Below are 21,108 nucleotides of genomic sequence, written 5' to 3'. Positions count from 1 at the left end.
CGGCTTTTTGTCGCGGCCTTGGCAAGGAAAAGACCGCCCGGCGCCTTCTCGCGCCGGGCGGTCCGCATGCGCCGGGATCGGGGTCAGCGGCGCCCCGCCTCCAGCGCGTCCTCGAAGGTGCGCAGCCCGGTCACGGGGGCCTGCACCAGCACCGCCATGTTGCCGGGCTTGTGTTCGTTGCGCAGCATCTTCAGATGCGCGGCCGGGATCTCGGCCCAGGGAAAGACCTCGGACATGCAGGGGTCGATGCGGCGTTCCAGCATCAGCTTGTTGGCGGCGCTGGCCTGTTTCAGATGCGCGAAATGGCTGCCCTGCAGGCGCTTCTGGTGCATCCACATGTAGCGCACGTCGAAGGTGCAGTTGAAGCCCGAGGTGCCGGCGCAGATCACCACCATGCCGCCCTTCTTGCAGACGAAGGTCGAGACCGGGAAGGTCGCCTCGCCGGGATGTTCGAAGACGATGTCGACATTGTTGCCCTTGCCGGTGATGTCCCAGATCGCCTTACCGAACTTGCGCACCTCGTTGAACCACTCCTTGTATTCGGGCGTGTTCACCTTGGGCAGTTGCCCCCAGCACTTGAAGTCCTTGCGGTTGATGACGCCCTTGGCGCCCAGCGACATGACGAAGTCGCGCTTGTCCTCGTCGCTGATGACGCCGACCGCATTGGCGCCGGCGGCGTTGATGAGCTGGATCGCGAAGCTGCCAAGCCCGCCCGAGGCGCCCCAGACCAGCACGTTCATGCCCGGCTTCAGCTCATGCGGCTCGTGCCCGAACAGCATCCGGTAGGCGGTGGCCAGCGTCAGCGTGTAGCAGGCCGATTCCTCCCAGGTCAGGTGGCGCGGGCGCTTCATCAGCTGCTGGGCCTGCACGCGGGTGAACTGGGCGAAGCTGCCGTCCGGCGTCTCGTAGCCCCAGATGCGCTGGCTGGGCGAATACATCGGGTCGCCGCCGTTGCATTCCTCGTCATTGCCGTCGTCCTGGTTGCAATGGATGACGACCTCGTCGCCGACCTTCCAGTTCTTGACCTTGTCGCCCACCGCCCAGACGATGCCCGAGGCGTCCGAGCCCGCGATGTGATAGGGCGCGCCATGGCCGTCGAAGGGGCTGATCGGCACCCCGAGGCCGGCCCAGATGCCGTTGTAGTTGACGCCCGCCGCCATCACCAGGACCAGCACCTCATTGCTGTCGATGGCGGGAGTTTCCACCACCTCGACCTGCATCGCCTTGTCGGGCTCGCCGTGACGTTCGCGGCGGATGGCCCAGGCGTACATCTGCTTGGGCACATAGCCCAGAGGCGGCATCTCGCCGATCTCGTAGAGATCCTTTTCCGGTGCGTCATAGGGCGCGATCGGGGTGGGTTGGTCCAGGGCCATCTCAGAGTCCTCTTTTGCCGCTTTCCGCCGGGCTTCCGCCGCGGCGCAGAATCAGTGCGGGTTGCAGAGCCGGTTGTAAGAGGGTCTGCGCAACATTGCAATATTCCTGACGCGGAAATTGTAATAATCTGTCGTAACGAATCTGCGAACCGCCGCGATGCAGCGGAGACCCGCGCCTCGTCCCTTGCGCGGGCATTTCCAAGGCCTTGTCGATCGTCCCGCTGCCACCCCGGTCGGGCCTTGGCCAGCAGCCGGACGGTGCAGGGCCGGGCTTCCCGCGCCGGTGTCCGGCCGAGCGGAAAACCGATGTCCGCCGCGGCAATGGAATAATTCATTCATTTAGCTCGCCAGGGCGCGTCATCGCTCGGCTTTATGACGGGCTTGGACAACTTGTCCGGCTGGATGGACATATTGTCCATTGAAATCAATATCTTCAATTCAGAAACTGCCTGCGCGACCCAAGGGGGAGGGTCTTGCGACGGGCCTTGATCCTCAGGAAGGGGCGGGGCGACACGGATCTTGCGATCCACTCCGGATGCCACACGCAGTCTATTTCAGGGGAGGGAAGCGATGACAGCCATAGAAGACGCTACGGGATTCCGAACGCCATTACTGTCTCGCGAGCGCACGATTGCGCAGCCTGGCTTCAACCGGTGGCTGGTGCCGCCAACCGCGCTGGCGATTCATCTGTGTATCGGCATGGCCTACGGCTTTTCGGTGTTCTGGCTGCCCCTGTCGCGGGCCATCGGCCTCAGCGCGCCTGTTGTCTGCGAAGGGATGAGCGTCCTTGCGGCGCTGGTGACGACCAGTTGCGACTGGCGCATCGCGGATCTGGGCTGGATCTATACGCTGTTCTTCGTTCTGCTGGGCTCCTCGGCGGCGCTGTGGGGCGGGTGGCTGGAAACGGCGGGGCCGCGCAAGGCCGGGGTCGTCGCGGCATTCTGCTGGTGCGGCGGCATGGTCATTTCGGGCATCGGGGTGATGAGCCATCAGCTTTGGCTCATGTGGCTCGGCTCGGGCTTTATCGGCGGGATCGGGCTGGGGCTTGGCTATATCTCCCCGGTCTCGACGCTGATCAAGTGGTTCCCGGACCGGCGCGGCCTGGCGACGGGAATGGCGATCATGGGCTTTGGCGGCGGCGCGATGATCGGGGCGCCGCTGGCGGACCGGCTGATGAACCATTTCCAGTCCCCGACCGAGGTCGGCGTCTGGCAGGCCTTCTTCGTCATGGCCGCGATTTACTTCGTGTTCATGATGGCCGGGTCGTTCGGCTATCGCGTGCCGCCCGCGGGATGGAAGCCCGAAGGCTGGCAGCCCAAGGCGCGCGCGCCTCGGGGCGAGATGATCACCCAGCATCATGTGCATGTGGGGGATGCGCACAAGACGCGGCAATTCTGGCTGATCTGGCTGGTGCTGTGCCTGAATGTCTCGGCCGGGATCGGGGTGATCGGCATGGCGTCGCCGATGCTGCAGGAGATCTTTGCCGGCCGCCTGGTCGGACGGCCCGATCTGGGCTTCACCCAGCTGGATGCGGGCCAGAAGGCGGCGGTCGCGGCGATTGCCGCCGGCTTCGCGGGGCTGCTGTCGCTGTTCAATATCGCCGGGCGGCTGTGCTGGGCCTCGGCCTCGGACCGGCTGGGGCGCAAGACCACCTATTTCATCTTCTTCGGGCTGGGGATCGTACTTTACACCCTGGCGCCAAGCGCGGCGCATTCGGGCAACCAGGTGCTGTTCGTGGCGATGATCTGCGTCATCATCTCGATGTATGGCGGCGGGTTTTCGACCGTGCCGGCCTATCTGGCGGATGTCTTCGGCACGCAGTTCGTGGGCGCGATCCATGGCCGGCTGCTGACCGCCTGGGCCACGGCGGGGATCGTCGGTCCGGTGGTGGTCAACTATTTGCGCGAGGCGCAGATCGCGGCCGGCGTGCCGCGGGCGCAGGCCTATGACTATACCATGTACATTCTCGCGGGCTTTCTTGCCCTGGGCCTCGTCTGCAACGCCCTGGTGCGGCCGCTGGACGAGAAATGGTTCATGAAGCCCGAAGCGGTCGCGGCCCTGCAGGCCAGCGCCGCCACGGCCGGCCCTGTCCAGAGCGGGTCGTTCGGCATCGACCGCGGGCGTTTCGACCTTGCTGCGCTGCTGGCCTGGGCGGCGGTCTGCATCCCGCTGGCCTGGGGCGTGTGGATGACCGCGATGAAGACGGCGGCGCTGTTCGGATGAACCGGCCGCCCGGCATCGGCGGCCATGGCGCCGGCATGGCCGCAGGGGCTCTTGCCGGTCACGCCGCGGGCAGCCAGATGCGGAAGCTGCTGCCGCCGCCGCTGCCGCTGCTGACGGCGATGCTGCCGCCCTGCCGCTCGATCAGCCTGCGGCAGATCGACAGGCCCAGGCCGGTGCCGCCGCGGCCCGCGCGGCCAGTGACGAAGGGGTCGAACAGGCGCTCCTGAAGCGCCGCCGGGATGCCCTCGCCATCGTCGGCGACCTCCAGCAGCACCCCCGGCGCGCCGCCGCGATCCTCGTTCCGCCCGAGGATGCGGATCTCGCCGCCCTCCGGCATGGCATGGACCGCGTTGACGATCAGGTTGACCAGCACCTGCTGCAAGGCGATGCGGCCGATGCGGACCGCCCGGGTCGCGCGGATGTCCTGGCGCAGCGCGACCGAGGAGCGCGCAAGCATATGCCCCACCAGCGGCAGGCAATCGGCCAGGGCCCGGGCCGGATCGGTGCCAGGATCGGCGGCGGGATCGGTGCCGGGCTGGTCTGCCCGCGCGAAGTCCAGCAGCTGGGTCACGATCTGCGAGATGCGCTGCACCTGTTCGTCGATCAGCCGCAGCTCGGTCTCGGCCGGGGCGGCGGCCGGGCCCAGGGTCTCGCGCAGCACGTCCAGGTTGCCCTGGATCACCGCGAGCGGATTGTTCACCTCATGCGCGATCCCGGCCGAGATCTCGCCCAGGGCGGCCAGCTTTTCGGATTGCACCAGCTGGTAGGTCGCGGCCTCCAGCTCGCGCGCGGCCCGGTGCAGGGCCGCGGTGCGCGCCTCGACGCGCCGGTTCAGGGTGCTGTTCCAGGCGCGCAGCCGCCGGTCGTGTTCCTGCAGCCGCGCCAGCACCCCGTCGAGTGCCAGGGCAAGCGCGCCGATCTCGTCATCGCCGCGGGTGACGCCGGTGCGTGCCGCCAGGTCGCCGGCCCGGACCCTGTCGAAGGTCGCGCCGATCCGCTCCAGCGGCCGGAAGATGCTGCGCGCCCAAAGCAGGAACACCGGCACCGTCACCAGCGCCGCCAGCAGGAAGCCGGCCAGCACCCAGGCCAGGGTACGGCGCTTGGCCTCGGCAAAGGGCTGCTCGAGGATGCCGACATAGATCATGCCGATGGCCTTGCCGGCCCCGTCGCGCAGCGGCGCATAGGCCGAGACATACCATTGCTCCAGCACCAGCGCCCGGTCCAGCCAGACCTCGCCCCGGCCGATCACCCGCTCGCGCACCGCGGCCGAGGCGCGGGTGCCCAGGGCCCGGGCGCCGCCGGCATCGGTGACATTGGTCGCGATCCGCAGGTCGCCCAGGAACAGCGAGGTGGTGCCGCGGCTTTGCTCGGGCAGGCTGCCGGGCGGGTAGACCAGCGCGTTGATGCTGTCCACGACGGAAAGGTTGCCGTTCAGAAGCAGGCCCGCGACCATCACCGCCCCGCCGCCGCCAGTGCCGCCGCCGGGGTCGCTGCCGGAGCCGGGCAGCCTGGCCGCGACGACGGATTGCGCGACCAGGCCCCGGGTTTCCGCCGCCGAGCCGCCCGCGACAGCGTCGCGCGGCCGGCTCATCTCGGCCCGGGCGGCAAGGGCAGGGGCAATGGCGCGCAGCTGCTCCCGCTCGAGCAGGGCAAGCGTGCTGCGCGCCCCCCGCGCCGGGGCCGGCCCTGCCGGCGGGCCGGGCCGGGCCCCGGCGGGGCTGGCGGCCAGGATCCGCCCGTCCGGCCCGGCCAGGTAAAGGTAGTCCAGCCCCAGCCGCCGGCGCTGCCTGTCCAGCAGCGCCGCCATGTCGGTCGTGCGGGAAAATTCCGCCGAGCGCGCCAGCATCTCGATCCGCTCGCCGGTCGTGTCCAGGATATGGTCCAGGTATTGCCTGGCCACGGTCAGGTCGCTGTTGACCTTGACCAGCAGCAGCCGGTCGAATTTCAGCGACCATTGATACATGGTCAGCCCCAGCAGGACCGGCAGGATCACCAGCACCGGCAGCAGGGCGATGGCCAGCAGCTTGTGGCGGACGGAATGGCGGATTGGCCGCGCCGCCTCAGCCATTCCAGTCCGCCAGCCTGCGGTCGATGGTCTTGCGCGAGATGCCCAGCCGCGCCGCCGCCGCCTCGCGGTCGCCGTCGAAGGCGGCCACCGTGCCCAGGATGGCGCGGCGCTCGATCTCGGCCAGGGTCGGGCCGTCGCGGCCGCCGAGGGTGGCGGTCAGCGGCGTGAACCGGCCCAGGATCAGCGCCCGCTCGACGGCGTTGCGCAATTCGCGCACATTGCCGGGCCAGTCATAGGCGGCCATGTTCGCCCGCACCTCGGGGGTGATCGGCACCGCCGGCAGCCCCAGCTTGCGCGACAGCCCCTCCATGAACAGCGCGGCCAGGTCGAACATGTCGCCGCCGCGTTCCGCCAGTCGCGGCATCGCGATATGCAGCACGTTGATGCGGTAAAGCAGGTCGGCCCGCAGCCGCCCCTCGGCCACGGCACGGTCCAGGTCGGTGCTGGCGGCAAAGACCAGCCGCAGGTCCACCACGGTCTCGCGCTCGGAGCCCAGCGGCCGGATGCGGCGGTCGTCGATGGCATGCAGCAGCTTGGCCTGCAGGCCGACCGGCAGTTCGGCGACCCCGTCCAGGAACAGCGTGCCGCCGCGGGCCGAGGCGAACAGCCCCTCGCGGTCGCGGTCGGCGCCGGGAAAGGCGCCCCGGACATGGCCGAACAGCTCGTCCTCCAGCATGTCGGGCGGGATCGCGGCGCAGTTCACCGCGACGAAGGGCATCTCGGCCCGGTCCGACAGCGCGTGGATCATTCGCGCCGCGACCTCCTTGCCGGTGCCGGAATCGCCGGTGACCAGCACCGAGCTGGGCGCCGCCGCGACGCGCGCGATCAGCTGGCGCACCCGCTCGATGGCGGGCGAGCTGCCGATCAGCTCCTCGCGCATCCGGCCCAGGTCGACATTGTTGCGCAGCTCCTGCTGCAGCACCAGGTTCTCGCGCCGCAGCCTTTCGCGGTCCAGGCAGCGCGCCGCCGCCGCCAGCAGCTGGTTGGTGCGAAACGGCTTCAGCAGGAAATCCGAGGCGCCGGCCTGCACGGCCCGGATCGCCGTTTCCAGGTCGGCATGGCCGGTGGTCATGATCGCGGGCGGAAAGAAGCCCAGGGCCCGCTGGTCGCGCAGCCATTCCACGCCGCGCTGCCCCTCCATCATGTTGTCGAGGATCACCAGGTCGAAATCGGTCTCGGCGATCAGCCTGCTGGCCTCGGCCGTATTCGCCGCCAGCCGGAGGCCGCGGCATTTGGGCGCCAGGATCCGTTCCAGGAAATGGCGCATCCCCGGTTCGTCCTCGATCACCAGGATCGTCGCCTGCGCCAGCGCCCCGCCATCGGCGGCGGCCGGCACGGCACGGGGGTCGTTCTCGCCTGCCATGCTGCGCTCCCTGCCCGGACAGTCGCACCGGGAACCGCTCCCTGGCAAGCATTCCGCGCAATCCAGAACAAAAGATCAACAGACAGTTTGTCCAAAAAATACAGACAAAATGTCCGGATCTCTCGGCAAGGCCGCCTCAGGCGCAACCGGATCTCGGCCTGGGGCCGGCCTGCAAGCGGAAAGCGGGTCTCGGCGAAAGGGATGCGGGTCATGGCAGGGGCGGAATCGGCAGGCATGACGGCCGGCTTTCAAGGCCAAGCCCGCATCGGTCGCGAGAGCGGTGCCTTGCCGGTGGAGAAGGGCGGAACGGGTGGGGTCCAGAGCGGCGGTCTTCTGCATCTGCATGGTCGCCAGCCCCGGAGGGCGTGTTGCGACCATCTTCGGCAGCGGCTGTTTCGTCAACGGGAGGAGCCGAAGGGCGGTCGTCAGGCAGAGCGATGAGCGATCCGAACTGCCGGTTTCAGGCCGGTCTGGTAAGTGATTGTAATAAAATAAAATAACTGATCGAACCGATCGGATGGGCGCTAATGACCTGGGAAATGGGTGCCGAAACCCCAGAAATGGGCCTTAACCGCCTGCCGATTCAGTAGCCCGCCGATGATCGCGGCAAAAAACTCTCTCTGCGCTGCGGCGAATTGACCGGGCAGGATTGTTACGCTATCGCTTGGCCAGTCGTAATATTGTTGCGAGGGCAATCGTGGCCGAGAAAGACAAACCCTGGCTCTTCCGCACCTATGCGGGCCATTCGACCGCCGAGAAATCCAACGCACTCTATCGAGGCAACCTCGCCAAGGGGCAGACCGGGCTTTCGGTGGCCTTCGACCTGCCGACCCAGACCGGTTATGACAGCGACCATGTCCTGGCGCGGGGCGAGGTCGGCAAGGTCGGCGTGCCGATCTGCCACCTGGGCGACATGCGCATGCTCTTCGACCAGATCCCGCTTGAGCAGATGAACACCTCGATGACGATCAATGCGACGGCGCCCTGGCTCCTGTCGCTCTATATCGCCGTGGCCGAGGAGCAGGGCGCCGACATCGCCAGGCTGCAAGGCACGGTGCAGAACGACATCATCAAGGAATACCTGTCGCGCGGCACCTATATCTGCCCGCCGAAACCCTCGCTGCGCATGATCACCGACGTCGCGGCCTATACGGCCAAGCACCTGCCGAAATGGAACCCGATGAACGTCTGTTCCTACCACCTGCAGGAGGCGGGGGCGACGCCCGAGCAGGAACTGGCCTATGCTCTGGCCACCGGCATCGCGGTGCTGGACGACCTGAAGACCAAGGTCGAGCCGCAGGATTTCCCGGCCATGGTCGGGCGCATCAGCTTCTTCGTCAATGCCGGCATCCGCTTCGTGACCGAGCTGTGCAAGATGCGCGCCTTCACCGAGCTCTGGGACGAAATCTGCCGCACCCGCTATGGCATCGAGGACGAGAAATACCGCCGCTTCCGCTATGGCGTGCAGGTGAACAGCCTGGGCCTGACCGAGCAGCAGCCGGAAAACAACGTCTACCGCATCCTGCTGGAGATGCTGGCGGTCACGCTGTCGAAGAACGCCCGCGCCCGCGCCGTGCAATTGCCGGCCTGGAACGAGGCCCTGGGCCTGCCGCGGCCCTGGGACCAGCAATGGTCGCTGCGCATGCAGCAGATCGTCGCCTATGAGACGGACCTGCTGGAATACGGCGACCTTTTCGACGGCAACCCGGTGATTGCCGCCAAGGTCGAGGAGCTGAAATCCGGCGCCCGCGCCGAACTGGCGACGCTGGACGAGATGGGCGGTGCCATCGCCGCCATCGAATACATGAAGTCACGGCTGGTCGAATCGAATGCCGAGCGGCTGAACCGGATCGAGGCGAACGAGACGGTGGTGGTGGGCGTCAACCGCTGGCAGCAGGGCGAGCCCTCGCCGCTGACCGCGGGCGATGGCGGCATTATGGTCGTGGACCCGGCGGTCGAGCAGGATCAGGTCGCCCGGCTGCGTGCCTGGCGCGAAGCGCGCGACGAGCCGGCCGTCGAGGCCGCCCTCGCCGCGCTGCGCGATGCCGCGCAGGGGGGGCAGAACGTGATGCCGCCCTCGATCGCCGCGGCCAGGGCCGGGGCGACCACCGGCGAATGGGCGGCGGTGATGCGCCAGGTGCATGGCGAATATCGCGGCCCGACCGGGGTCTCGACCAGCCCCTCGAACCGCACCGAGGGGCTCGAGCCGATCCGCGAGGCCGTGGATGCCGTCAGCCGCCGCCTGGGCCGGCGGCTGAAGTTCCTGGTCGGCAAGCCCGGCCTCGACGGCCATTCCAACGGCGCCGAGCAGATCGCCTTCCGCGCCCGCGACTGCGGCATGGACATCACCTATGAAGGCATCCGCCTGACCCCCGAGCAGATCGTGACCCGCGCCGCCGAGGACAATGCCCATGTCGTCGGCCTGTCGATCCTGTCGGGCAGCCACCTGCCGCTGATCGAGGAACTGATGGAGCGCATGCGTGCAGCTGGCCTTTCGCATGTCCCGGTCGTGGTCGGCGGCATCATCCCCGACGAAGACGCGGAGAGGCTGCTCGGCATGGGCGTGGCGCGGGTCTACACGCCCAAGGATTTCGAACTCAACCGCATCATGATGGATATTGTCGCTCTGGTCGAGCCGAGGGAGGCCGCGGCCTGATCCGGTTGCCCGGTCTCATGAGTATTTGGAAAACGGTGAAAGGAGAGGCCGCGGCTTCATCCTTCACCGTTTCACAAATACTCGCATCGCAGCCATGCCGTCAGCCCTTCGCCGGCAGAAGAAGCGCGGCGATGGCCCCCCCCCCCACACACACGACGGGCGCCACGAGGGGCGGAGGCATGTGATGGGCCGGGCGGCCGCGGCCTGCCGATATCGGCGGCGGCATGGATGCCGTTGCGGTTGGGTCCGGCCTCGGCGTTCGCGACCCCTCGGACATCGCTGCGAAACGGGCAGCGACGTGTCTGCTCAGGACCGGATGGCGCCGGGGCGCGCGGAACGCTTGCGCGGGATGCAGGGCCCGGCCCCAGGCAACCCTGCGGTGGTGCAGCGCGAAGTCTTGCACGTCGCGTCGAACGAGGGCACCGGGAAGTGGCTGACGGGACGGGGCATGGCCCGGTTCCCGAAGTGCGAGGATTCCCCACGGCCGGGGCGGGCCCCGCCGGCGCGCGCTTGACTTTGACGGGTATTGGCCCTATCCACGCCGGGATTCCCGGAAGGTCCGTCCTTCCGGTCCCCGTCTTGCCGGGGATCGCCCCCCGTCAGCGCGTTGCGCCCACGGGGGCGCATCTGTTTATTCGCGCCCGTGCTTTTCGGGCAAACGGCAACCATTGGAGGGCCGCCGATGTTTGAAAACCTGTCCGACCGCCTTGGCGGCGTCTTCGACCGGCTGACCAAGCAGGGCGCGCTGTCCGAGGAGGACGTCGCCGCCGCCATGCGCGAGGTCCGCGTCGCGCTGCTGGAGGCCGATGTCTCGCTGCCCGTGGCGCGCAGCTTCGTCAAGGCGGTGACGCAGAAGGCCACCGGAAGCGCCGTCACCAAGTCGATCACCCCCGGCCAGCAGGTCGTCAAGATCGTCCATGACGAACTGATCAAGGTCTTGCAGGGCGAGGGCGCGCCCGATGCGCTGAGGATCGACAATCCCCCGGCGCCGATCCTGATGGTCGGGCTTCAGGGCTCGGGCAAGACCACCACCACGGCGAAGCTGGCGAAGCGCCTGAAGGACCGCGAGAAGAAGCGGGTGCTGATGGCCTCGCTCGACACCAACCGCCCGGCCGCGATGGAGCAGCTGGCGATCCTGGGCCAGCAGATCGGTGTCGACACCCTGCCCATCGTGCCGGGCGAGAATGCGGTGCAGATCGCCAGGCGCGCCAAGCAGCAGGCGACGCTGGGCGGTTATGACGTCTACATGCTCGACACCGCCGGCCGGCTGCATATCGACGAAGTGCTGATGGACGAGGTGCAGGCCGTCCGCGACGTGGCCAGCCCGCGCGAGACGCTCTTGGTCGTGGACGGCTTGACCGGTCAGGACGCGGTGAACGTCGCCAGCGAGTTCGACGGCAAGGTCGGCATCTCGGGTGTGGTGCTGACCCGGATGGACGGCGACGGCCGCGGCGGCGCGGCGCTGTCGATGCGCGCCGTGACCGGCAAGCCGATCCGCTTCGTGGGCCTGGGCGAAAAGATGGACGCGCTGGAGGCCTTCGACGCGCAGCGCATCGCCGGCCGCATCCTCGGCATGGGCGACATCGTGGCGCTGGTCGAGAAGGCGCAGGAGGTGCTGGAGGTCGAGCAGGCCGAGCGCATGATGAAGCGCTTCCAGAAGGGCATGTTCAACATGAACGACCTGCGGGGCCAGCTTGAGCAGATGCTCAAGATGGGCGGCATGCAGTCGATCATGGGCATGATGCCCGGCATGGGCAAGATGGCCAAGCAGGCCGAGGCCGCCGGCTTCGACGACAAGGCGATCAAGCGCCAGATCGCGCTGATCAACTCGATGACGAAAAGGGAACGCGCCAATCCCGACCTGCTGCAGGCCAGCCGCAAGAAGCGTATCGCCGCCGGGGCGGGCATGGAGGTGTCGGAGCTCAACAAGCTTCTGAAGATGCAGAAGCAGATGGCCGACACGATGAAGAAGCTGGGCAAGATGGGCAAGGGCGGCATGCTGAAACAGGCCATGCGGGCCATGACCGGCAAGGGCGGCGGGCTGCCCGACATGGCCAATGTTGATCCCGAGAAGATGGCCGAGGCCACCCGGATGCTGCAAGACCCCAAGGGGCTGGGCGGCCAGCTGGGCGGCATGGGCCTGCCGGGCGGGCTTTCCGGCCTGTTCGGGAAGAAGTGAGCGCATGATCCGGCTTGCCGACACGCCCGTGCTGACGACCGAGCGGCTGGTCCTGCGCGCCCCGCAGGCCGGCGACTGGCCGGCATGGCGCGATTTCTTCGAAAGCGACCGCGCCGGCTTCGTCGGCGGGCCGATGGCGCAGCCCGGCCAGTCCTGGCGCGCCTTTGGCCATTTCATCGGCCATTGGGTGCTGCGCGGCTATGGCATGTTCGTGCTGACCGAGCGCGGATCGGACCGGGCGCTGGGGGCGGTCGGGCCGTGGTTTCCCGACGGCTGGCCCGAACATGAGATCGGCTGGACGCTGTGGTCCGGCGGGCTGGAGGGCAGGGGCTATGCGCATGAGGCGGCCCTGGCGGCGCGCGATTTCGCGGTCCGCAGGCTCGGCTGGGCGCGGCCGGTGAGCTATATCGACCCGGCGAATGTGCGTTCGGTCGCGCTGGCCCGTCGGCTTGGTGCCGCGCATGACCCCTTGGCGGAGTCGCCGCATTTCGGCGACGACCGCGCGCCGCCGCATGTCTTTCGCCATCCCGCCACAGGTGCGGCATGAATGGCGCGTCCCGTCCAGATGCGGCGCCGCGCATTGCAATCGCTGGAGACCCGAATGAGTGATCCGACCGCCCGCGCCGCGACCCTGCTGAAAGAGCATCGCGCCAGCATCGACCGGCTGGACGCGATCCTGGTCTATACGCTGGCCGAGCGGTTCAAGCACACCCAATCCGTCGGCCGCCTCAAGGCCGAACACGACCTTCCTCCGTCCGATCCCGCCCGCGAGGCGAGCCAGATCGAGCGGCTGGAACGCCTCGCGCGCGAGGCCGACCTGGACCCGGAATTCGCGCGCAAATTCCTGAACTTCGTGATCGCCGAAGTGATCCGGCATCACGAGACCTTCCTTCCCTGAGGCGGGATCTTCCCGCCAACCCCGCCATTCCAAAGGAGAAAACGCAATGGCAATGAAAATCCGCCTGGCCCGTGGTGGCTCGAAGAAACGCCCCCATTACGCCATCGTCGCGTCCGATTCGCGCATGCCGCGCGACGGCCGCTTCCTTGAAAAGCTGGGCACCTACAACCCGCTCCTGCCCAAGGATTCCGAGGATCGTATCAAGATGAACCTCGAGCGCGTGCAATACTGGCTGTCGCAGGGCGCCCAGCCGACCGACCGCGTCGCCCGCTTCCTGGAGGCCGCCGGCGTCAAGGAAAAGACCGAGCGCAAGAACCTGAAGAAGGGCGAGCCCGGCAAGGCCGCCAAGGAACGCGCCGAAAAGCGCGCCGCGCGTGAAGCCGCCGCCAACGCCCCGGCCGAAGAAGCCGCTTCGGAATAATGACCGAGCGGGTCTGCGTCGGTGCGATCGCGGGCGCCTTCGGCGTCCGGGGCGAGGTGAGGCTGAAAAGCTTTACCTCGCAGCCCAATGATATTGCCGCCTATGCCCCGCTTTATACCGAAGACGGCAGCCGCTCGTTCACCGTCCGCCTGACGCGGCCGGTGACGGGCGGGCTTGGCGCCCGGCTGTCGGGCGTCGAGACGCGGGAACAGGCCGAGGCGCTGAAGGGCGTCACGCTCTGGGCCGACCGCGACAAGCTTCCGGCGCTGCCGGACGACGAATTCTACCATGCCGACCTGATCGGCCTGTCGGTCCATGACACCGGCGGGGCGCTGCTCGGCAAGGTCCGCGCGATCTATGACCATGGCGCGGGCGACATCCTGGAGATCCACGGGCCCGGCCGGCGGCGGGTGCTGCTTTTGCCCTTTACCCGCGCCTTCGTGCCCACGGTGGACCTGGCCGCCGGCCGCATCGTCGCCGACCCGCCGGACGAGCAGGAATGAGCGATGCGCCGAGATCCCACGGCCGGCTGTCGATCCGCGCCAGCCTGCAGCCGCGCGACCTGATGGCCGAGCCGCAGGTCAGGGGCGCCTGGACCGCCCAGGTCGTCACGCTGTTCCCCGAGGCCTTTCCGGGGGTTCTGGGCCTTTCCCTGACCGGCAGGGCGTTGACCGAGGGGCTGTGGAACCTGCGCAGCATCGACCTGCGTCCCTTTGGCATTGGCCGGCACCGCAACGTGGACGACACGCCCGCCGGCGGCGGCGCCGGCATGGTGATCCGCCCGGATGTCATGGACGCGGCGCTGCGCGAGGCGGGGGCCGACCTGCCGGTGATCTATCTTTCGCCGCGCGGCAAGCCCTTTACCCAGGCCCGCGCCCGCGAACTGGCGCAGGGCCCCGGCATGACCCTGATCTGCGGCCGGTTCGAGGGCGTGGACCAGCGTGTGCTGGACGCCCATGGCGTCGAAGAGATCAGCATCGGCGACTATGTCCTGACCGGCGGCGAGCTGGCCGCTCAGGTCTTGATCGACGCGACGGTTCGCCTTATACCGCGCGTGCTGGGGAATCAGGACTCTCTGGCCGAGGAATCCTTTTCCCCGGACCATGGCGGCCTGCTGGAACATCCGCAGTACACGAAGCCCGCCCTTTGGGAAGGCCGCGCGATCCCGGAGGTGCTTTTGTCCGGCAATCACGCGGCTATTGCCAATTGGCGGCACGACATGGCCGAAAGGCTGACCAAGGAACGCCGCCCCGACCTGTGGCGGGCATATGAGCAGGCTCATATGGACCCGGCAAAGGACCGACAGCTCTCGGGCGCATCAGACCAATCGCGGGACTACCGCGAGCAACCGAAGGAACCAAAGCGATGAACCTGATCGCCCAACTGGAAGCCGAGCAGATCGCCGCGCTCGGCAAGGACATCCCCGATTTCAAGGCCGGCGACACCGTTCGCGTCGGCTACAAGGTGACGGAAGGCACCCGCACCCGCGTGCAGATGTACGAAGGCGTGGTCATCTCGCGCAAGGGCGGCGGCATCGGCGCCTCGTTCACCGTGCGCAAGATCTCGTTCGGCGAGGGGGTCGAGCGCGTCTTCCCGCTTTATTCGACCAACATCGACTCGATCACTGTCGTGCGCCGTGGCCGCGTCCGCCGCGCCAAGCTGTATTACCTGCGCGATCGCCGCGGCAAGTCCGCCCGCATCGCCGAGGTCAGCAACTACAAGCCCAAAGCCGAAGCCAAGGCCTGAGGAGACGCGCCATGAAAGCAGACATCCATCCCGACTACCACCTGATCGAGGTCAAGATGACCGACGGGACCACCTATCAGGTGCGCTCGACCTGGGGCAAGGAAGGCGACACCATGTCGCTGGACATCGACCCGAACTCGCACCCCGCCTGGACCGGCGGCTCGGCCAAGCTGATGGACACCGGCGGCCGCGTGTCGAAGTTCAAGAACAAATACGCCGGCCTGGGCTTCTGATCCCGCTGCCGACCGGAATTGCGAACGCCGCCCCCTTGGGGGCGGCGTTTCTCGTTGCGGCGGGCGGTGGGCGGCCCTGGCGCGTGCGGTGGCGCAAGGCCGGCCGCGACGGATCGGCGGCTCAATAGGCCAGGCCGAAGATCGGCATCCAGGCCGGCATGCTCGGGGTGCGGTTCAGCGCCAGGCCGGTCAGCTCGCCCCGGCCGGTATCGATCACCACACGGCCGTCGCGATATTCGCGCAGCACCGGGCCCTGCGCGCTTTGATAGGGCGACAGCGCGATGGTGGCATAGCCGCGGTTCGGCCTAGAGAAAACGGCGTGGATCATTGGATCGCTCCTTTCCGGTCGAGGCGATGGATGGCGGTATCCCAGCGCGCCGGATCACGGTGGCGCATCAGGTCGCGCGCGGTCTCGAAGGGGTCGCAGGTGATCAGCCGCAGCGGAATGCCGGAAATGCGATGCGGCTTGCCCGTGCGCCGGTCGATCAGGCTGACGGCATAGCGGGGCGAGGCAGGCATGGCGGCCTGCAGCGCGCGATCGGCAAAGGCCGACAGATGGTTCAGCATGGTCATCTTTGGCTCCTTCCCTTGACTGACCCGGCCGGGGCTTCCGGCACCGCTATATAACGACATAGTTGATCGTGTTTTTCAAGATAAATATCTACCGGCTTTGTCGTGATGAAAGAATGAAGCTGGAACAAACGGTTGAACGGCCGGCGGGGCAGGGCTGTCCCGCTGCGAAAAGCGTGCGCCGGGCCGCGATTCGGCCGGTCTCGGCGCTTTTCATCGTGCCGGGCGCGGCCTATTGTCCGGCGCGACGCGGGCCGGCATCGCAGGGGGATTCGTGGCGCATATCATCGTCGTCGGGAACGAAAAGGGCGGTTCGGGCAAGTCCACGACCTCGATGCATGTGGCGACCGCATTGGCGCGCATGGGCCACCGGGTCGGTGCGCTGGACCTGGACGTGCGCCAGCGCAGCTTCGGCCGCTACCTGGAGAACCGGGCCGCCTTCGCCCAACGCGAGGGGCTGGACCTGCCCACGCCGCTGCTGGGCCGGCTGGAGCCCGAGACGCAGGGCGGCCCGGACCCCTTGTCGCAGGCGGTGGCCGCGCTCGAGGCGGAATGCGACTTCATCCTGCTGGACTGTCCCGGCTCGCATACCCGGCTCAGCCAGATGGCGCATACGCTGGCCGATACGCTGATCACGCCGATGAACGACAGTTTCGTCGATTTCGACCTTCTGGCGCGCCTGTCGCCCGAGGGCAGGATCCTCGGCCCTTCGATCTATGCCGAGATGGTCTGGTCCGCCCGCCAGCTGCGCGGCGAGGCGGGGGCCGGGCCGATCGACTGGCTGGTGCTGCGCAACCGGCTGGGCACGCAGGCCATGCACAACAAGCGCAAGGTCGGTGGCGCGCTGACCACGCTGTCCAAGCGCATCGGCTTTCGCGTGGCGCCGGGCTTCTCCGAGCGGGTGATCTTCCGCGAGCTGTTTCCGCGCGGATTGACGCTCTTGGATCTCAAGGACATCGGCACGGAACAGCTCAACATGTCCAACATCGCCGCCCGGCAGGAACTGCGCGAGCTGATCGGCGAGCTGAACCTACCCGGCGTCAGCGTTTCCTTCTGAAACCCGGCCGGCATTGTTGCCGATGGCCGGCGCCATTATGTTGCGCGGCAGATTGGATTGGAGGGGACGATGACGGCAGCCTGCCGGATCACCCGAATCGCGGTGCTGGCCCTGGCCCTGGCCCTGGGGCCGGGCGGCAAGGTCATGGCCGAGACGGCGGGTGCCGTCGAGCAACCCGAATTGCCGGTGGTCACGCTGGCCACCGCCCGGCAGGACTGGATCGAGGCGCGGGTGCCGGTCTCGGGTTCACTGGTCGCCCGGCAGGAGGTGCAGGTCCATGCCCTCGTCTCGGGACACGAGATCACCGGCATCGAGGCCGAGGTCGGCGACCGCGTCCAGGCCGGGCAGGTGCTGGCGCGGCTGTCCGATAAGGTGCTGTCGGCGCAACTGGCCCAGGCCGAGGCGGAATATCAGCGCGCCGAGGCCGGGATCAGCCAGGCCGAAAGCCAGATCGCCAGCGCCCAGGCCAGCCTGACCCAGGCGGTTGCGGCGCTGGAGCGCACCCGCAGCCTGCGGCAAAGCGGCAATGCCAGCCAGGCGGTGCTGGACCAGGCCGTCGCCACCGAGGCCTCGGCGCGCGCGGCTGCGGCCTCGGCCTCGGACGGGCTGGGCGTGGCGCGTGCCGCCCTGGCGCAGGCCGATGCGGCGCGGCGCATCGCGCAGCTGAACCTGGACCATGCCCGCATCATCGCCCCGGTCGACGGGCTGGTGGTGGCCCGCACCGTGCGGCTGGGCGCCATTCCCGGCGGCGGGGCCGAGCCGCTTTTCACCCTGATTGCCGGCGGCGAGGTCGAGCTGGAGGCCGATGTGATCGAGACCGCGCTGAGCCAGCTACACCCCGGCGATGCCGCCGAGATCGAGGTCGCGGGCCTTGGCCGCGTCCAGGGCCAGCTGCGCCTGGTGCCGGCCGCCGTCGATCCGGTGACGCGGCTGGGGCCGGCGCGCATCGCGCTGGACCCCGATCCGCGGTTGCGGACCGGGCTTTTCGCCAGCGGCTGGATCATCACCGACCGGCGGCAGGCGGTGACGGTGCCTGCGTCAGCCGTCCTGGCCGATGCCTCGGGCGAGCGGGTGCAGGTGGTCAAGGACGGCCGGATCGAGACGCGCGAGGTCCGCGGCGGGCTGATCTGGCAGGGCCGGCGCGAGATCCTGGAAGGCGTCGCGCCGGGCGAGACGGTCGTGGCCCGCGCCGGCGCCTTCTTCCGCAGCGGCGACCAGGTGCGGGCGGCGCCATGAACTTCTCGGCCTGGTCCATACGCCATCCGGTGCCACCCATCGCGATCTTCCTGGTGCTGATGCTGATGGGGTTTTACAGCTTCAGCCGGCTGGCGGTGACGGCCATGCCGAACATCGACCTGCCGCTGGTCAGCGTGGTGGTCAGCCAGCCGGGTGCCGCGCCCTCGGAACTGACCCGGCAGGTGATCCAGCCCATCGAGGATTCCATCGCCTCGATCACCGGCGTGCGGCACATCACCTCCTCTGCGACCGACAGTTCGGCCCGCATCTATGTCGAGTTCGAGCTGGAGACCGATACCGACCGCGCCGTCAACGATGTCAAGGACGCGGTGGCCAATGTCCGCGCCGACCTGCCCGAATCCATCGTCGAGCCGCTGATCCACCGCATCGATATCAGCGGCATGGCGATCCTGACCTATGCCGTCAGCAATCCCGGCATGAGCATCGAGGAACTGTCGGATTTCGTCGACGACGTGGTGTCGCGCGATCTCTCCACCGTGCCGGGCGTGGCCAGCATCACCCGCATCGGGGGCGCCGACCGGCAGATCAACGTGGATCTGGACCCGCATCGCATCTTGGCCTTCGGGCTGACGGCGGCCGAGATCTCGGAGCAGCTGCGGGCCAAGAACATCGACATGGGCGGCGGGCGCGGCGACCTGGCCGGCACGGAATATTCCATCCGTGCGCTGGGATCGGCGGGCGACGTGGCCCGGCTGGCCGCGACGCCGATCCTGATCGGGGGCGGGCGCACGGTGCGGCTGGACCAGCTGGGCAGCGTCACCGACGGCGCCAGCGAGGAACGCAAGTTCGCCCTGCTCGACGGCCAGCCGGTGGTGGCCTTCGGCGTCTTCCGCGCCAGCGGCGAATCGGACCTGGAGGCCGGCGACGGCACCAAGGCCCGCATCGCCGAGATCGAGGCCCGCAACCCCGGCACCCGCATCACCCTGATCGACGATGCGACGACCTATACCTCGGGCAGCTATCACTCGACCATGGAGACGCTCTACGAGGGCGCGGCGCTGGCGGTGGTGGTGGTGTTCCTGTTCCTGAGGAACTGGCGCGCGACGCTGATCGCCGCCGTGGCGCTGCCCCTGTCGATCATCCCGACCTTCTTCGTCATGCATTGGCTGGGCTTCACGCTGAACGGCATCAGCCTGCTCGCGATCACCCTTGTCACCGGCATCCTGGTCGACGACGCCATCGTCGAGATCGAGAACATCGTGCGGCACATCAACATGGGCGTTCCCGCTTATGAGGCCAGCATGGAGGCCGCGAACGAGATCGGCCTGACCGTCATCGCCATCAGCTTCTCGATCGTCGCGGTCTTTGCCCCGGTCAGCTTCATGGGCGGGATTCCGGGCCAGTATTTCAAGCAGTTCGGCTTGACCGTCGCGGTTTCGGTGCTGTTCTCGCTCCTGGTGGCGCGGCTGATCACGCCGATGCTGGCGGCCTATTTCCTGCGCGACAACACGCGGCTGGCCGAGGAGCGCGACGGACCGGTGCTGCGGAGGCTGATGGCGGTGCTGCGCTGGACGCTGCGCCATCGCGGGCTGACGTTGCTGATGGGGCTGGGGGTCTTTGCCGGCTCGATCTTTTCCGCCACGCTGTTGCCGACCGAGTTCATCCCGGCCTCGGATGTCGGGCGCAGCCAGATCAGCATCGAATTGCCGCCGGGCGCCACGGTGTCGGAAACCGAAGCCGTGGCAAGGATGATCTCGGCGCGCATCAAGGCGGTGCCCGAAGTGCGCTCGGTCTTCGTCAATGGCGGCGAGGACGACGTGGCCAAGGCCAAGCTGATGGTCAATTACGGCCCCAAGGAAGAGCGCGAGCGATCGAGCTTCGCCATCGAGGACGAGTTGAAGCGCGACCTGTCGCAGATCCCCGACCTGCGGATCAATTTCCAGAACGAGGAGGGCAATGCCGACCTGTCCATTTCGGTGCTGGGCGATACCGAGGCAGGCGCGGCCGAGGCGGCCGAGCGGCTGATGGCGGCGATGAAGACCCTGTCCACGCTGGAGGGGGTGACATCCTCGGCCAGCCTGCTACGGCCCGAGATCCAGGTCCATCCCCGCCCCGAGGTCGCGGCCCAGCTGGGCGTGACGGCAAGCGCGCTGGCGACGACGCTGCGGGTGGCGACGCTGGGGGACACGGAATCGAACCTGGCCAAGTTCAACACCGGCGACAAGCAGATCCCGATCATGGTGCGGCTGGACGAGTCCGCCCGGCGCGACCTGATGACGGTGCGCAACCTGCGGGTGCCAAGCTCGGCCGGGCAGGTGCCGCTGGAGGCGGTGGCGGATGTGTCGATCTCGGCCGGGGCGACCGAGATCGGGCGCTACGACCGGCGCTATCGCACGACGGTTTCGGCGAATCTGGCCGGCGGCGCGCTGCTGGGGCCGGTCAATGCCCAGGTCACGGCCCTGCAGGACCGGGTCGAGCTGCCGGCCGGGACCGAGATCCAGCCCTCGGGCGATGCCGAGATCATGGCCGAGGTGTTCCAGGCCTTCACCGTGGCGATGATCTCGGGCGTGCTGCTGACCTATGTGGTGCTGGTGCTCTTGTTTCACAATTTCGTCACCCCGGTCTCGATCCTGATGTCGCTGCCGCTGGCCATCGGCGGCGCGATCCTGGCGCTGTTCCTGACCGGCAATTCCATCAGCATGGCGGTGGTGATCGGCTTCCTGATGCTGATGGGCATCGTGACCAAGAACGCCATCATGCTGGTGGAATTCGCGGTCAGCGCCATAGACCGCGGCGTGGAGAAGCGCGAGGCGATCCTGGATGCGGTGCACAAGCGCGCCCGGCCCATCGTGATGACCACCATCGCCATGACCGCGGGCATGGTGCCCTCGGCCCTTGGCACCGGTGAGGGGGCCGAGTTCAGTTCGCCCATGGCCATCGCGGTGATCGGGGGCCTGCTGCTGTCCACGCTGCTGTCGCTGCTGTTCGTGCCTTCGCTGTTCTCGGTTATCCATGGCGGGCAGGTGCGGGTGGCAGGCTGGCTGCGGCGGCGGATCGGGCTGAACGCGGCACCGGAGCCGGCCGGCGAGTGAGGCCGCTGCCGGGGGCTTCGCGCCCCCGGACC

The 21,108-nt window shown here is 68.1% G+C and carries 18 protein-coding genes; 13 read left to right on the top strand and 5 right to left on the bottom strand.

From position 1 onward, the window contains the following. Nucleotides 1–83 precede the first annotated feature (83 nt). A complete protein-coding gene (gene ccrA / locus ACNKFW_RS18235) occupies nucleotides 84–1,373 on the bottom strand; it encodes a crotonyl-CoA carboxylase/reductase (protein WP_024844943.1) in 1,290 nt (429 codons plus the stop codon). Nucleotides 1,374–1,943: 570 nt separating this feature from the next. Between ccrA and ACNKFW_RS18230 the strand changes: the two genes are divergently transcribed. Continuing rightward, nucleotides 1,944–3,596, top strand: a complete 1,653-nt coding sequence (locus ACNKFW_RS18230; protein WP_024844942.1) for an OFA family MFS transporter — start codon at nucleotides 1,944–1,946, stop codon at nucleotides 3,594–3,596. Between the two features lie 58 nt (nucleotides 3,597–3,654). Here ACNKFW_RS18230 and ACNKFW_RS18225 read toward each other — a convergent pair whose 3' ends face one another. Further along, on the bottom strand, nucleotides 3,655–5,664 hold the full coding sequence (locus ACNKFW_RS18225; protein WP_024844941.1) for a sensor histidine kinase: 2,010 nt from the start codon (nucleotides 5,662–5,664) through the stop codon (nucleotides 3,655–3,657). Continuing rightward, nucleotides 5,657–7,027 carry a sigma-54-dependent transcriptional regulator gene (locus tag ACNKFW_RS18220; RefSeq protein ID WP_024844940.1) on the bottom strand — a complete coding sequence of 457 codons (1,371 nt, stop codon included), beginning with the start codon at nucleotides 7,025–7,027 and terminating at the stop codon, nucleotides 5,657–5,659. Before ACNKFW_RS18220 ends, ACNKFW_RS18225 begins: the two co-directional genes overlap by 8 nt. Before the next feature lie 697 nt (nucleotides 7,028–7,724). On the opposite strand from ACNKFW_RS18220, the gene ACNKFW_RS18215 reads away from it, so the two are divergent. From ACNKFW_RS18215 to rpmE, 9 genes are all read left to right on the top strand, one after another. Further along, nucleotides 7,725–9,683 (top strand): protein meaA, encoded by a 1,959-nt coding sequence (locus tag ACNKFW_RS18215; RefSeq protein WP_147428734.1) that lies wholly within the window; start codon nucleotides 7,725–7,727, stop codon nucleotides 9,681–9,683. A 682-nt stretch (nucleotides 9,684–10,365) separates the two neighbouring features. Next, the gene (gene ffh, locus ACNKFW_RS18210; RefSeq protein ID WP_024844938.1) at nucleotides 10,366–11,862 is read left to right on the top strand and encodes a signal recognition particle protein; all 1,497 of its coding nucleotides are present in this window, start codon (nucleotides 10,366–10,368) and stop codon (nucleotides 11,860–11,862) included. A gap of 4 nt (nucleotides 11,863–11,866) precedes the next feature. Beyond that, entirely contained in the window at nucleotides 11,867–12,409 is a 543-nt protein-coding gene (locus tag ACNKFW_RS18205; RefSeq protein WP_147428735.1) for a GNAT family N-acetyltransferase, read from the top strand. Nucleotides 12,410–12,463: 54 nt separating this feature from the next. Continuing rightward, on the top strand, nucleotides 12,464–12,760 hold the full coding sequence (locus ACNKFW_RS18200) for a chorismate mutase (protein WP_024844936.1): 297 nt from the start codon (nucleotides 12,464–12,466) through the stop codon (nucleotides 12,758–12,760). A gap of 46 nt (nucleotides 12,761–12,806) precedes the next feature. Then, nucleotides 12,807–13,181, top strand: coding sequence for a 30S ribosomal protein S16 (gene rpsP, locus ACNKFW_RS18195; RefSeq protein ID WP_024844935.1), 375 nt, complete (start codon nucleotides 12,807–12,809; stop codon nucleotides 13,179–13,181). Further along, nucleotides 13,181–13,684 carry a ribosome maturation factor RimM gene (gene rimM / locus ACNKFW_RS18190; protein WP_024844934.1) on the top strand — a complete coding sequence of 168 codons (504 nt, stop codon included), beginning with the start codon at nucleotides 13,181–13,183 and terminating at the stop codon, nucleotides 13,682–13,684. The genes rpsP and rimM overlap by 1 nt, the downstream gene beginning before the upstream one ends. Next, on the top strand, nucleotides 13,681–14,550 hold the full coding sequence (gene trmD, locus ACNKFW_RS18185) for a tRNA (guanosine(37)-N1)-methyltransferase TrmD (RefSeq protein ID WP_147428736.1): 870 nt from the start codon (nucleotides 13,681–13,683) through the stop codon (nucleotides 14,548–14,550). The genes rimM and trmD overlap by 4 nt, the downstream gene beginning before the upstream one ends. After that, nucleotides 14,547–14,927 carry a 50S ribosomal protein L19 gene (gene rplS / locus ACNKFW_RS18180; RefSeq protein ID WP_024844932.1) on the top strand — a complete coding sequence of 127 codons (381 nt, stop codon included), beginning with the start codon at nucleotides 14,547–14,549 and terminating at the stop codon, nucleotides 14,925–14,927. The genes trmD and rplS overlap by 4 nt, the downstream gene beginning before the upstream one ends. 11 nt (nucleotides 14,928–14,938) lie before the next feature. Further along, a complete protein-coding gene (rpmE, locus tag ACNKFW_RS18175; protein ID WP_011750118.1) occupies nucleotides 14,939–15,160 on the top strand; it encodes a 50S ribosomal protein L31 in 222 nt (73 codons plus the stop codon). 121 nt (nucleotides 15,161–15,281) lie between these two features. Here rpmE and ACNKFW_RS18170 read toward each other — a convergent pair whose 3' ends face one another. Next, nucleotides 15,282–15,488, bottom strand: a complete 207-nt coding sequence (locus tag ACNKFW_RS18170; RefSeq protein ID WP_024844931.1) for a hypothetical protein — start codon at nucleotides 15,486–15,488, stop codon at nucleotides 15,282–15,284. Next, nucleotides 15,485–15,733 carry a hypothetical protein gene (locus ACNKFW_RS18165; RefSeq protein WP_024844930.1) on the bottom strand — a complete coding sequence of 83 codons (249 nt, stop codon included), beginning with the start codon at nucleotides 15,731–15,733 and terminating at the stop codon, nucleotides 15,485–15,487. Before ACNKFW_RS18165 ends, ACNKFW_RS18170 begins: the two co-directional genes overlap by 4 nt. A gap of 271 nt (nucleotides 15,734–16,004) precedes the next feature. Here ACNKFW_RS18165 and ACNKFW_RS18160 point away from each other — a divergent pair, with 271 nt between their 5' ends. The 3 genes from ACNKFW_RS18160 (at nucleotide 16,005) to ACNKFW_RS18150 (ending at nucleotide 21,076) form a co-directional block, all read left to right on the top strand. Beyond that, nucleotides 16,005–16,787, top strand: coding sequence for a division plane positioning ATPase MipZ (locus ACNKFW_RS18160; protein WP_024844929.1), 783 nt, complete (start codon nucleotides 16,005–16,007; stop codon nucleotides 16,785–16,787). Nucleotides 16,788–16,856: 69 nt separating this feature from the next. Further along, complete coding sequence (locus ACNKFW_RS18155; protein WP_147428737.1) at nucleotides 16,857–18,023, top strand: efflux RND transporter periplasmic adaptor subunit; 1,167 nt, start codon at nucleotides 16,857–16,859, stop codon at nucleotides 18,021–18,023. Continuing rightward, nucleotides 18,020–21,076, top strand: a complete 3,057-nt coding sequence (locus tag ACNKFW_RS18150) for an efflux RND transporter permease subunit (RefSeq protein WP_147428738.1) — start codon at nucleotides 18,020–18,022, stop codon at nucleotides 21,074–21,076. The genes ACNKFW_RS18155 and ACNKFW_RS18150 overlap by 4 nt, the downstream gene beginning before the upstream one ends. Nucleotides 21,077–21,108 lie beyond the last annotated feature (32 nt).

The organism is Paracoccus sp. TD-10 (assembly GCF_048270675.1).
Classification (GTDB): Bacteria; Pseudomonadota; Alphaproteobacteria; order Rhodobacterales; family Rhodobacteraceae; genus Paracoccus; species Paracoccus pantotrophus.
This window is presented reverse-complemented; position numbering and strand designations above follow the sequence as displayed.